Source organism: Neobacillus driksii, from assembly GCF_013409995.1.
Taxonomy (GTDB): Bacteria; Bacillota; Bacilli; order Bacillales; family Cytobacillaceae; genus Neobacillus; species Neobacillus driksii.
Genome location: NZ_JACCBX010000009.1, coordinates 82,929 through 96,775 on the forward strand (window position 1 = coordinate 82,929; position 13,847 = coordinate 96,775).

7 protein-coding genes are annotated in these 13,847 nt (G+C 34.1%); 2 read left to right on the forward strand and 5 right to left on the reverse strand.

From position 1 onward, the window contains the following. Window positions 1-256: 256 nt before the first annotated feature. The 5 genes from F4694_RS20135 to F4694_RS20155 form a co-directional block, all read right to left on the reverse strand. Window positions 257-1,339: a Ger(x)C family spore germination protein gene (locus F4694_RS20135; protein ID WP_179601255.1), complete on the reverse strand. Its 1,083-nt coding sequence runs from the start codon at window positions 1,337-1,339 to the stop codon at window positions 257-259. After that, window positions 1,329-2,414: a GerAB/ArcD/ProY family transporter gene (locus F4694_RS20140; protein ID WP_179601257.1), complete on the reverse strand. Its 1,086-nt coding sequence runs from the start codon at window positions 2,412-2,414 to the stop codon at window positions 1,329-1,331. Before F4694_RS20140 ends, F4694_RS20135 begins: the two co-directional genes overlap by 11 nt. A gap of 20 nt (window positions 2,415-2,434) precedes the next feature. Continuing rightward, window positions 2,435-3,931 (reverse strand): spore germination protein, encoded by a 1,497-nt coding sequence (locus F4694_RS20145; RefSeq protein ID WP_179601259.1) that lies wholly within the window; start codon window positions 3,929-3,931, stop codon window positions 2,435-2,437. A 506-nt stretch (window positions 3,932-4,437) separates the two neighbouring features. Then, on the reverse strand, window positions 4,438-5,394 hold the full coding sequence (gene mraY / locus F4694_RS20150; protein ID WP_179601261.1) for a phospho-N-acetylmuramoyl-pentapeptide-transferase: 957 nt from the start codon (window positions 5,392-5,394) through the stop codon (window positions 4,438-4,440). A gap of 219 nt (window positions 5,395-5,613) precedes the next feature. Further along, the gene (locus F4694_RS20155) at window positions 5,614-6,834 is read right to left on the reverse strand and encodes a helix-turn-helix domain-containing protein (RefSeq protein ID WP_179601263.1); all 1,221 of its coding nucleotides are present in this window, start codon (window positions 6,832-6,834) and stop codon (window positions 5,614-5,616) included. Window positions 6,835-7,289: 455 nt separating this feature from the next. On the opposite strand from F4694_RS20155, the gene F4694_RS20160 reads away from it, so the two are divergent. Together F4694_RS20160 and F4694_RS20165 are read left to right on the forward strand one after the other, a co-directional pair. Beyond that, window positions 7,290-11,432 carry a S8 family serine peptidase gene (locus F4694_RS20160; protein WP_179601265.1) on the forward strand — a complete coding sequence of 1,381 codons (4,143 nt, stop codon included), beginning with the start codon at window positions 7,290-7,292 and terminating at the stop codon, window positions 11,430-11,432. A gap of 278 nt (window positions 11,433-11,710) precedes the next feature. Further along, on the forward strand, window positions 11,711-13,543 hold the full coding sequence (locus tag F4694_RS20165) for a XylR N-terminal domain-containing protein (protein WP_179601267.1): 1,833 nt from the start codon (window positions 11,711-11,713) through the stop codon (window positions 13,541-13,543). Window positions 13,544-13,847: the final 304 nt, after the last annotated feature.

Here is a 13,847-nt window from a genome sequence, read left to right on the forward strand (position 1 = left end):
ACATTATATGTATTAACACCCAGAAGGTTAAATAAGGAAGAAACAACATTAACAAACGAATCCCAATTTGATGTACCTTTAACATACTGCCTCTCTCAAACTAAGGAAAAAACAAAAATATATAGTTAATTCGAATCCCTGAAATATGCCACGACCCATTCTTTATTCACTATATAAAAAATAGTAGTGCTAACCAATGCCTTGGTATGCACTACTAAAGGAAACGTTGCTCGAGGGATAGGTTTTTCTATGATTGTTAATCAATTGACCCGGTTTGTACAATTTCAACATCTGCATTTACATGAACTTTTACGTTGGGATAATCCTCATTCCATTGTTTTTCATTAAATCCACGAAAATGTTCTTTATATTTTGCCCCCAAACCTAAAGGATCAACTCTATGCTTTTGAAATTGAGAGACCATACTTAATGCACTTTTTTCTAGTACCTGTTCAACCTGCTTTTGATATTTTTTTTTATCAAAAGCCTGCCTTTCTTTTTCTGAAGCAGCAAACTCTTGTAGTTTTGTCTTCAATTTTAAGTTAATCGTAAATTCTGGTCGCCCATGTACAATGTTCACTTTGTATTTAGCATTTGAATTAATTGTTTCAAGAACAACCTTATCTCGATTCGCTAAAATAAATTGGCGTAATCCTAAACTGTTTTTATCAACTAACGCTTTAAAAATAAAAAAATCTTTCATTGGAATAGATGTGACATAACGATCATCCTTAAAAATGGCCAAGCCAGTAATCCTAATGTTCTCGGCTTCCTTTTTAATCAAAGGTAAGTATGGATCCTGTCCAATTTGAAAAAATTGAAATAAAAAGGATTGTAAATTCGTTTCAGGAAGTAGCCCCATTTTCATATTTTGCTCCAGCAATTCTTGAATATGAACCGAAACGTTATCATTTTTATATTTTTTCATTTTATATAATTCATTCGCATTGCCATCTACAATAGCCATTTGAACAATGCTCCCAATGGATGGATCACGGTGTAAGGTATCTACAAAATCATTAATCCCTTTCTTTGCAAGATTTTTTCCATAAAGTGCTACACGTAGCTGACCGCTTACCAATGGATAGCGAGTTTCGTTATTTAAGATAGACCGAATCTCTTTACTGGATTTCCCTATAGCAGCTCTGACTTCTGTGGTAGAAGTTTTGTCTTTTTTAAAAATAGGAAAGACAATCGTTCCCTTTATGTTCGTTTTATCGCTCAGATCATACCCTACCCCCTGAGCCATATCGATTTCATTGACAATGTTGGTAGGGAGAAAGCTACACCCTGACAATAATAAAATAAGAAACAAACAAAACGCTGACCTATTCATCATTTTGCTTACTCCTTTTTAAAAAAGTTAAAACAAGTAAGAGTAGAGGGATATAACAGTAAAATACCCATAAATTCATTTGAATGATATATTTATTCAGCATCTCTTTAAAGGAACCGTCAAAATGACAAATGATAACACTTAAAAGGCAAAGAAGGATTAATGTATGCTTTTGCTTCCTATTAAAAATGATTTTTAAACCTCTGCTGGAGCACCATAAAAAAAGTGCGATTAAAGAACTAATAATAATCAAATACATGGATATATATAGGTATTCAAATCGCTCCAAGAAAGACAGTGTAATTGTTTTTGTTAATGAAAGTTCAGGCCAAATTGTCGTTTTTAACTGTTTTTCACTAAAAAAGGTAAAGGAAACAATGGCAGAAATGGTATACAGTAAAGTAGTAAATAAAACACCCAAATGTGCGAATTTTTTTGAAGCTTTAGCATCTCTTATAAAGGGATAGTACATCAACAATGCCTCGGTACCTGCTATTGTATACAGGGAGCTTTTGATAGAATCGATCAAGTCCATGAAGGAATGGTTCATGATCGGCAACAAATTTGAAAAGTGTGCAATTTTTAACGGGAAAATAAAAAGGGCGATAAGCAAAATTTGCGGAAAAATAAACGACAAAAAAGACATGCCGACAACAGCCCGAAATCCTCCAGAAACACAATAATATACGGATAGTAAAATTATCATAGAAAGAATCCATGAAGGCATGGTAGGAAACATCCATACTTGAATGATCTCTATAAACCCAATTAAAACAGAAAGACTTGCTAACCAATAATAAATCATGATAAAGAGGCTAAGAAATTTACCTAGTCCATTTCCAAAAATAGTGGTATGAACATCGATAATATCTCCATTTGCTTTCCCCAAAAGTTTGTACAGCACCCAAATAAACGCTTGTACTAAACACCCAGCAGCTAATACACCAATCCAGGCGTCATATCCTGCTTTTTGTGCAATTGTCCTTTGAAAGCTTAAAATGCCCACACCAACCTGCGAATTATAAATGAGAAAAAAGACTAAATAGGGAGAAACTTGATGTCTAATATTTGCTTGCATATTGTTTTCCCCTTTACGATTTATTCATAAAAATCGTTCGCCGGTCCCATTTTCTTTCCTTTACCTGTTGATTTCCACTTCTTTTGAGGTCTTAAGGTTGTTGGGTTTTCTTTTTGCATGGAAAAAGGGAGCCTAAGCCATAAATCTTGAAAGGAAGTATTCCGTATTGGATACTGACTTAAATATGGACGCCCAAGTGACGTTAACCGTAGTAAATGGATCAGTGTTAATTGAAAGGCTAAAAAAACCCCAAGCAAACCAAACCATTGGGCAAGAAAAATGACTGGAAACTTGATAAACCGAATCGTATTACTAAATTTATATACAGGTGAGGTGTAGGAAGCTAATGAGCCCAGTCCTACTAAAATTAGCAGTACATTACTAGTTAATCCGGCTTCTACAACAGCTTGTCCGATTACAATACCACCTACAACACCGAGGGATTGTCCAATTTTAAGCGGCAGACGGATTCCGGCCTCTTTGACCATTTCAATCATCAATTCTAAAAAAAGCGCCTCTAAGAATGGAGGAAAAGGCACGGCCGCCCTCGAGCCAACCAGCGTCTCAAGTAAACGAGCCGGAATTAATTCATAGTGATAAGTCATAATGGCTACATACAAAGGACTTATCATTGTCGAGATAAACATAGCTGCTAGTCGTAATAACCGAAAGAAATTTGAAATGATCCAAGAATAGCTATAATCTTCCATGGCTATAAAAGATTCCATTAAGGTAACGGGGAGGATGACAAGATTGGGTGATCCATCTGCTACGATGATAATTTTTCCCTCTGTGAGTCCAGCCGCGACTCGATCTACCCTTTCTGTTGATATGGATTGTGGAAACAAAGAATTAGAATTGTCTTCAATCATCGACGCGATATATGAGCTGTCCTGTATATGATCATATTGAATATCTTCTATTCTTTGGATGACCGTGTTTATATTTTCAGGATCAGCAATTCCATCCATGTAAAGGACTGCTACCTTTGTTTTGGATAGCTCTCCGACCTTCATTTCTTTGACGTGCAGTTCTGGAACAGGCAATCTTTTTCGAACTAGGTTGATGTTAGTGTCTAATTCTTCAATAAATCCAACCTGCGGTCCTAGCGCCGAGGATTCCATATTTGGTACGCCGACATCGCGAAATTTACTATTAGCAATATTAATTAATAAGCATTCTACATCAGACTGATGCTTTTGAATGGCCATATGTCCATTTAATATATTTTGGATAATTTCATTTGTATCTTTCGATAAAATAATTTCTTGAACGGGGATTCTACTTTTTAACTCAGCTAATGGAATCTGTTCCTGTAAATAGGGTAGGACATCTTTGTGTAAAATGTCTGATGAAATAAGGGTGCGATAGTATGAAATCCAAAAAGGCTCATCTTCTCTGAAAGAAGTATGCTCATGAACGAAATCATTTGATTGGGATAATCTTTCGAGCCAAATGGGATCGGTCCTCCTGTTGGAGCCTTCGCCTTTGCCCTTATCACTATTTTTTAAATTCATAAAAATCCCTCTAAAACTTTTTTTCTAATTATGTGTAAAATTAGGAATTTTATTCTTTCTTCATTATTTTAGTAAACGAAAATAGAATACCCTATTCAAATGTTGAATAGGGCATCAAATTATAACGGGTTTACTTTTGGAGTGCGATCAAGCAAATAACATACTAATACACACGCTACTTCACAAAAGAAATAGCGTGTGTATTTTGATACAGGGTTGCTAGGTATGCGGAGTTCATACTTAAAACGATCTTCAATTGGAAGATCGTTTTAACATAAAAAATCTTAACATTATGCCAAAATGTAGTACCCTAACAAGTGCACCTTTTTATAATATTAAAAAGGAGTTCGATGACAAAATGGAGATTCTCTCCGTTTATTTAATTATCGGTGTTTTGATTAGTACATCATTTTATGTGGTGGCAGATTTTCGACCTTGGTATTTCTTTTCTGCATTGTGCATAGGATGGTTACCATTAATATTCATTGGAATGATTATAACGTTATTTATGGATATAGAAGAAATCTCCAATAAGCTAAACAGATAAAAGCACAAAACCAAGAAATAAATCCAAAAACCGTGACAATTGTAGTTTCGGACCACCCATATTTTAAGCCAAAGTGATAGTGTATCGGTGTCATTTTGAAGATACGCTTATGAGTAAGTTTAAATGAGGAAACTTGTAAAATAACCGAAAGTTGTTCAGCAAAATATATAAAGAATAAAATGGGAATTAAAATTTCAACTTTCTCAAGAACAGCAAGAAATGAAAGCGACCCCCCTATAGCTAGTGATCCCGTATCTCCCATAAAAGCTTTGGCTGGATATATATTATATATGAGAAAGCAGAGTAAACATCCAATCATAATTAAACAAAAAATTTGCACCTCTGATCTGTCTGAAACCATAAAAAAGAAAAAGTATGTTGGGATTGCAACAACTCCTAAAAGACCGTCTAATCCATCCGTGAAATTTATGGCATTTGCAGAAACTACGACAAATAACGTAATGACAATGACATATAACAACATCGGAAGATCCAAGGAAATATTTTTGAAAATAGTAATGCTGGTGTCGATTCCTAGTTCGTTGATCACGTAAAACAGCAAAGTACCCGTAAAAATAAATTGAAAAATAAGTTTGGTCTTACCCGATACGCCTCCTGGATCTTGACGAGAAGCTTTCCAAAAATCGTCCAAAAAGCCAACAAAACTAAAAAGAATGTAGGTAATAGACAAGAAATACATCAATGGAGTAGGTGAAAAGAGAATTGATACCATAATTCCTACAAAAAGAATAATCCCAAACATTAACGGAGTGCCTTTTTTTAACTGATGATCTGAAGGAAGTTCTTTTCTTATCGGTTGAAGGAGCCTAAGTTTTCTCAAAGCAGCAATTAATAGTGGAGATAAAATTGAAACAACTACAAAAGCAATTAACGCTGGGATTATTTGGTCTCTCAATTTTCATTTTCTCCTTTTCTCTTTATTATCAATAATAAGTTCTATAAAACTCATTTATTTCCTCTATTCCACGATAAAGAGACTTTTGTTTGAAGGTCTCTTTTTGTTATGTGTTTTTAAAAGAACCAAATGTATCCTATCAAACTAATACTGTATTTTACCTTGTTACAATGATTTGATAAAAGAGGCATGTCGCTAAATGAGACATGCCATTTCTATTTATTGATTAATCAAGATATGTGCCATCTTTAATGCCCTGCGAGTTTTTTTCTGATTAAAACAATAATTAAATAATTCTTTTTCGGAACGTTTAATTAAATAAACAAAACCAAATTTTTTAAACAAAGGTATTGAATATTCGGACAGGTATTGATGGTATTCCTGTTCTTTATCTTGAATTAAATAACGGAGTAAAGTAAATAAGTTTATATATAATTCTTCATTTTTCTTTAGAGCTCTTTCGAGACCTTCATTTGCCAATTGCAATAATTCGTCTTTTGGAAGTAAACTCCCATAGTATGCACTCCTAATATAGCCTTCAAAAGAAAGTAAGTAAGGGCTTGAATCATTATTTTTAAGATTCATTGACTCATTATAGTATTTATGGGCTAATTCATAATTTTTTCTTCTAAAGTATTCAAAAGCCAAGTTGTGTAATACCTTAGCCTTTCGATCAGGTGAATGACAAAGTTCACAGCTTTTGATTAAGCTTTCAAACCTATGAATCGTTTCTTTAAAATCCCCATCATCTTTTACTTGAATCGCCATAAGCATTTCTGCATCAATGACTCTAAGATAGTTATTAATTTCTTTAAAAAATTGTCGCGATTTATCTGCAAAAAAATAAGCCATAACTGGTGATTCATTTAAATGATAGGCGACTGCTAAATGATAGGTATATTCCTTATTAGTGTAATCTGTATCATTTATTGATTTTAATACTTGAATGGCTTTGAGATTTTCATGTTTCGCTAAATAGTAAACTCCTAAAACGTGTTTGAAAAGATTAGCTTCATAGGAGGATAATTTATGTTCTTTTTTTTGGAGTTCATTGATGATTTCTAATGCTTCTTCCGTCAAATTATGCATGAGTAAATATCTAACCCTAAGTAATTTGTAAAGATTGATAAAATCAGAGATTTGAATTAAATCGTCTTGCTCAAGTTCATGATTAATAAGATTCATTTCATCAAATAATTGCATGACAATAACATCATGCCAATGATTTAAACGATTTTTAATAGTATTCAGCTTAATTAATTCATTTTCGATATTTATCCCTAGTCTCTGGGATAAAAGGGTGATAATTTCAGGTGCATATTCAGTATGTAAACGCTCAATTTTACTAATATGAGTTCCGGAACAAATCCCTTTTCCTAATTGTTCTTGTGTCATTTGGTATTTTTCCCGATAAAACTTAATGATTTTCCCCTCATTCATAATTGAATTTCTCCTTTTAGAAAAATATTTGGATGTGATTGAGTAGTAGGAAAACCAAGATTCCCCCAAGTACAAAAATGATTTTTTCGATATAGTTTATTAATTGTCATTTTCTAGAAATCAAATGGTTGAGATTTTACAAAAAATCGCTCACATTCTTCTAATTTTGACAATATCCCACAAGGCTTTCGACACATTCTGCAGTGGAAGAAGGAAAACTAGTAGAAAAATTCCCCCAATTTACCGCAAATAAAAGCTCCAGTACAATATGAATTAATAGAGTTGTCTAATTATTCATACTCTTATTTTACACTATCTATCTTTCGGGAGGAATGTGATGCTCATAGGAAGATGTAATCATTTTAAAAGGGAAAATTTGCTGGATTATTATGTTTAAAAAGTAATAGATTTAAAATTTGCAGCAGAAATCAAAGTAGTAGAAGGAGCGTTACTTAATGAAAAATCGAAAGAAACAATTTCTTAATGTTATGGTATCAGGTGTAATAGCCTCTGGCATTCTTACATCTTATTTAATGCCTCAGCAAAAATCTTATGCGATTTCAAATTCTGCTGAATCGATCTTAAAAGGACTAACTGAAGAGCAACGACAGTCTATAAAAAAATTAACCCCACAAGAAGGATTCATCATTGATCCAAGTTTATTGTCACTTAAAGAAAAAACCGCCAATGTCATTGTTGAGTTCAAAACAGCTCCGGTCGAAAATGCACAGCCATCAAAAATAAAAGGTACATCTAAAAATAAAGCAGAAAAGATAAAAGGGGAACAAGAATATTTTAAACAACGATTAACTGAAATTTTTAAGAAGAAAGTGGAGTTAAACCAAAATATAAAAGAAAATTCACTTCAATATCAAATTAAACAGACGTACCAGAATGTATTCAATGGAATGGCTATGACGATTCCCACAAGTGAAATTAATACTTTGCTTGAGACGGGTTTAGTTAAAAGGATATGGAAAGACAATGTGGTTCGTTTACCGAAAAATGAATCGACTACTACACAAGAACCAACACTTGCAAAATTAATTCCCCCAGCGCTTCCTCATATAGGAGTTGATCGTTTACATAATGAGGGCTTAAAAGGACAAGGAATAAAAGTTGGAGTACTTGATACAGGGATTGACTATAATCACCCTGATTTAAAAGATGTTTATAAAGGCGGATATGATTTTGTTCAAAATGATTCTGATCCAATGGAAACAACAAGAGCCGAGTGGCTTGCATCTGGTCAACCTGAAACGATAAATGGTAGTGCATACTATACAGAACATGGAACCCATGTCGCTGGAACCATCGCATCTAATCCTAAAAATGATGTTGAATATGCCATGACAGGTGTTGCTCCGAATGTTGACTTGTATGCATATCGAGTATTAGGAGAGTATGGTTCAGGATATGATTCATCGGTTATCGCAGGTATAGAAAGAGCAGTAGAAGATGGAATGGATATTATTAATCTATCATTAGGTAATAATAATAATCATTCCCTAGACGCTACATCTGTAGCAATCAACAATGCAGCATTAAAAGGAGTCATACCGGTTATAGCTGGAGGAAATGCAGGTCCAAATCCAGGTACGTTAGGTTCACCAGGTGCTTCTCCACTAGCCATCACTGTTGGTGCTAGTGATGTGCCGACAGATATTCCAACCGTTAAAGCAAATTTAGCAGATATTTCAATTCAAAATACGTTAATGGGGCATGGTCTTGGTAACGATTATCTACAGTTACTAGATAAAGAGTATGATGTTGTTGAGGTAGGAATTGGTACAGAAGAGGATTACAATGGCAAAGACGTAAATGGGAAAGTGGCATTAATTTCTCGTGGTACGCTTTCATTTGATGAAAAAATCCGACTTGCGGAGGAAAAAGGTGCTGTTGCGGTATTGATTTATAATGATACCGATGGAGAGATTCCATTTTTCTTAGGTGAAAATAATGGTTATGTCCCAACCTTTAAAATGTTAAAGACCGACGGAGTGAAACTATCAGAAAAATTAAAAGCAGACCCTACTTCTAAACTTAAATTTACAGACTTACAGTCAAATATGACAACAGGTGATGTGTTAGCTGATTTTAGTTCACGTGGACCAGTTAGTAATAACTTTGATATTAAGCCAGATGTAGTAGCACCTGGGGTGTCCACATTCTCTACTGTTCCAGAATATATTAATAGTCCAGAAGATGGTGTCGATTATTCCAGTGGTTATGCGAGTTTAAGTGGAACTTCCATGGCAACACCACATGTTGCTGGGGTTGCAGCTTTATTATTACAATCACATCCAGAATATACAGTTGCGGATGTCAAAGCAGCGCTAATGAATACGGCTGATCCTTTAAAAGGTCGTACGTATAACGTGAATGAAGTTGGAGCAGGACGTGTAGATGCTTATGAGGCAGTCCACAATACAACGTTAGTTGAAGTACAAAATAAGACGACTTCCTTGGACGAAGAAGGACTAAAAATAGAAATCGATGACATCTCAGGATCTTTACCTTTTGGTAGTATTGCACAATCAAGTGAGACTCAAAACAGAACAACATCGATTGCTATTAAGAATTTAAGTAGTGAACTTGAAACATATAATACAAGGGTAGAATTTTTAACAATAGATGGTGTCTCTAAGGATGCTGCAAAGAGTGGTGTGACCATTCAATTACCATCTACGATTGAAGTGAATGGAAATGAGAGTAAAAATATGAATGCAGAAATATCCATTCCAGCTAATGCAGAATTGGGTGTATATCAGGGATATATTTATATTGAAAATGAATCAAAAACTGCCGAATATCAAATTCCTTTCCATGTTCGGTATTCAAAACCTGGATTCGAAAAAGTAGAATTTTTTAAACATGCAATAACGAATGACCTTAGTAACTTCCATCCATACATTGAGCCGTTTACACCAGTCAGTTTCAAGTTAAATAGTCATATGAAAACGATTGATATAGTCGTTAGTGATGTAGAAGGAAAACCAATTGGGTTTTATGGCACGTTTAATTTAGAAAATGCATCAGTTGATACGGATTACTTAATTTTCTTCGGATTTTCAGGTGAAGTAAAACATTTTACAGGTGATCCAAATAAACCTTTAGCACTTGAATATGAACCACTTAAAGAAGGTAAATATATTGTTTCTTATATTGGTACAGGAGAAGATGGTAAAACATATAAAATCGATAATGACATGGTGATCGATAATACAGCTCCAACACTGGAGTTTGATAAGAAAACAGGACTCCAAGAACTTTCAAGTTCAGATTTAACCACTGAAAGTTATGATGGACAGGATTATACAGCGTATTGGGTGCATGGCAAATTGTATGATGATACGATTGACTATTTAAAAAGTAGAGGGCATGACATCACGCAAGAGGCAAATCACGTGTACGCTTATCAAGATTCTTTTTGGCCAACAGCTGAATTTTTCCCAACTGCAAATGGTGAATTTAAATTTGGTGTCCTACCAGAAGAATATGCAAACAATCCAACAAACGTAGCTATTTATACGTATGATTACGCTACAGCAGGTAATCCGACTTTCCCAGACTTCACTTTTATTGATAAAGGAGATCAATATTCTACCATTAAACCAAATACAAAAGGTGTAAGTCTTGGTTCAGAGTTTGTCAATACATTTACGGTTCAAAACGCACAAGATTTAACAAGTGCTTCAGTTACAATCGATGTCCCTGATTACTATAAAGTTGTAGACGTTAAGCCATCAAAACAACTAGAGGATCTTGCAAAGAAAAATAATTGGACTATTAACGTTGCAAAGCCACAAATTACAGAAAATACTTGGTCTAATCTTTCTACATTTGCTGTAGATATTGTAGACAAAAAGACAAAAATACCAGTTTCGATTAATGATGATATTGATTTATTAGATATCACATTAAAGGTAGTCGACGACCATAATTACTTTGTAGAAAGTGGATTCTATTATCAAGAATCTTCTTATCAAACAAGCTCTGGTAGTAAGACTTCGTTACCAACATTTGCTGAAAGGTTTAAATTCATCTCTCAGCACTCATGGGTAGAAGGTTATTATCATGGTGAAGCCGTTAATTTAGACAACTATGATTTAGATTATTCAAAGATTGGAACAAAGGCTTATCTGGTCGATAAAAACGGTAAAAACCATCCTGCGGATATTTCTGAAAATGGGTATATGACGTTTACAGATATTCCAGCGGTGAAAGATGACTATACGTTAATCGTAGATATTCCTGGTCATTTCCTATACAGCAAAAAATTAACTTTAAGCAGGACAATTGATGGAAAAATCCAAGGCAATTTCTATACTCTCTATACGGATACGGCTGCAGCTGGAGATGTCAATGGAGATCATGTAATTGACATTTATGACGCAAAGCTTATTGCAAATAATGCTGGAATTTCAGGGGATAGATTGAAAGAAGATCTTAACAAGGATGGGGTCGTTGACATTATTGACTTCAATTACGTCGAAAAGAATTTCATGTCTATCAATCCATACTTCCCAACATCCAATAAGCCAATTGAAAAAACAGGTAAACTTACTCTCGAAGACTTAAAAGCACGTTTTAATTAAATCTCAAAAAGAAAACTCCCGTCATTAATATGGATGGGAGTTTTCTTTTTCAATAATTCCTATGATGAATATGTTAGCATTCGAGAATGGAAATTAAAATGTTCTAAAAACCTCTATGTGATAATAGAAAAATCATTATTATCCCAGCGTACCCATCCTTTGGGGTTTCTGAAATTTCAGAAGAGTATGTTAAAATGAGAGAATAGAATTTTTTCATAGTATTATATAATACCAGTTCATTTTTCTATTGAGCACGGACTAAGGGGTTGAGTAAAATAATGAGTTCTAAGCAAATGCACATAAAGAATGCTTTTGAATTACCGAAAGAAAAAGTAGTGAATGAATTTTATGAGCGAATTATTACCATCCCGATTGAAGCAAGAACAAATTTGAAAAATGAGCTCATTACCATAATTGGTGAAGAACGAACGAGAGGAGTGTTTATTCGCTACGGCTGGCATTGTGGGGTGAGTGATGCGGAAAAAGCCATGTCGCTGGAATGGGACGATGAGTTAGATTTAGCATTAGCAGGCCCTAAATTCCACATGCTGCATGGTTACTTAGATAAAGTGGAGATTTTAGAAATGAGCTTTGATGAGCAAAAGAAATGCAATTTTATAGAAGTCCTTTGGATTAATACGTTTGAAGCCTCCCAATATTTAAAAGCCAAAGGCCTCAGTAAAGAGCCAGTTTGTCACAACTTGTGCGGTTATGCAAGCGGTTACTTATCGAAAGTGTTACAGCAGCCAATTTTGGTTAAGGAAGTTGAATGCCGTGCAATGGGACACGAGCAATGCAAATGTATTTGTATGCCAATTGATAAATGGGGAGATCAAATTACAAGTGACCTAAGTTACTATCAAGCGAATAGCATGATCAAGGAACTCGATGAAATAACAGCAAAATTAAAAATGGAGCGGGACCATTTAAGTAAAGCGAGTGATATACACCGGCAATTAATTAAGGAACTACTGTCAAACCAAGGAATACAAAAAGTGGTTGATATTTTATTTGAAACGACGGGTTTAACCGTCTTTATTGAAGATGAATATAATCAAATCATTGTAAAATCAGGAAACCTTCCGGATCAGCTTGCTTTAAATAAATATAGAGATTCGAACACTACATTTGTACGTTATTCCGAAAAGCTCTCATTGTTACGCACCCCCATTTATTATGGCCAACAAATTAAAGGCTATTGTTCTTTCGTTTATATAGGAGAAAATCACCCTAATGAGCTGGATTATATGATTATTGAAAATGCAGCCATTACGTCTTCACTGATCTTATTCAATGAAAGTATAAAGGTTAATACAGAACAAACGATTAAACGGAGCTTTTTAAATGATATCTTAGAAGGGCGATTAGCAAAGGAAGAAATGTATAAAATCGCCTATTATTTAGATTTTAATCCTTCTTCAACCTATTGGATGCTAACGTTTGAACGATATGTAAAGGAATCAAGCATTGAAAATGAATTAGCGTTTAATGAAGAAATGATTGGTCATATTCATCTGTTTTTGAAAGAACGCTCTATCAACTCGATCGTTTCACAAAAACTCAACAAAATCATCATATTAATTGAGTACCCGTCGTTTGAAAGACTGCATATATCTCAGTCCTCGTTTATTGATCAATTGTTAAGACATTGTTCACGGCGCTTCCAAAAATATAGGATCTCTGTTGGTGTCAGCTCTGTCATCCAAGAGTTTGCCCAAACGGTAACACTTTATAACGAAACATTGGCGGCATTACGTACAACGAACAATCGAAAAAATGTCTATTATTTCGAAGATCTGGGAATTGAGAGCGTTTTATTTCAATTGCAGGACGATGTGTTGATTGAGCGGTTCGTTAATCAACATATTGGCAGGTTGTTAGAAGCAGATAGTAACGAATTTGAGTTAATCAAAACGTTATTTGTATATATAGATAATGGAAGCAGTATTAACAATACAGCGAAGGAATTATCGATGTCGATTAGCGGTTTACGCTATCGCCTGACCAAAATTAGTGAGATTTTAAACCATGATCTTAATGACACACAATATGCCTTCACACTTTATCTAGCAATTAATATTTTAAAAGCTAAAGGGAAAATTGAGATTTAACAATTAGGCAATGTAGATTTAATGAAAAGGGTTCCGTTTTCGGGTGCTTTCTAAAAAAATGACACAAGAATTGACGTATAAATTGGCATACGTCTTTTTCTTTATTTATCAAGGTTTATTCGGAATTTGTTAGGTAGTTACATTTTTTTAATATTCTTCCAAAAAAACTATTTAATTGAATAAAATTAATTTATAATGAATTTTGTGTTTTTATTCAAATATTGTGTAGGAGACTCGTGGTAGCATGAATGCGGATGAACATGATTTTATACTTCTAAATTGTATAGATAGAATGAAGAGTAAA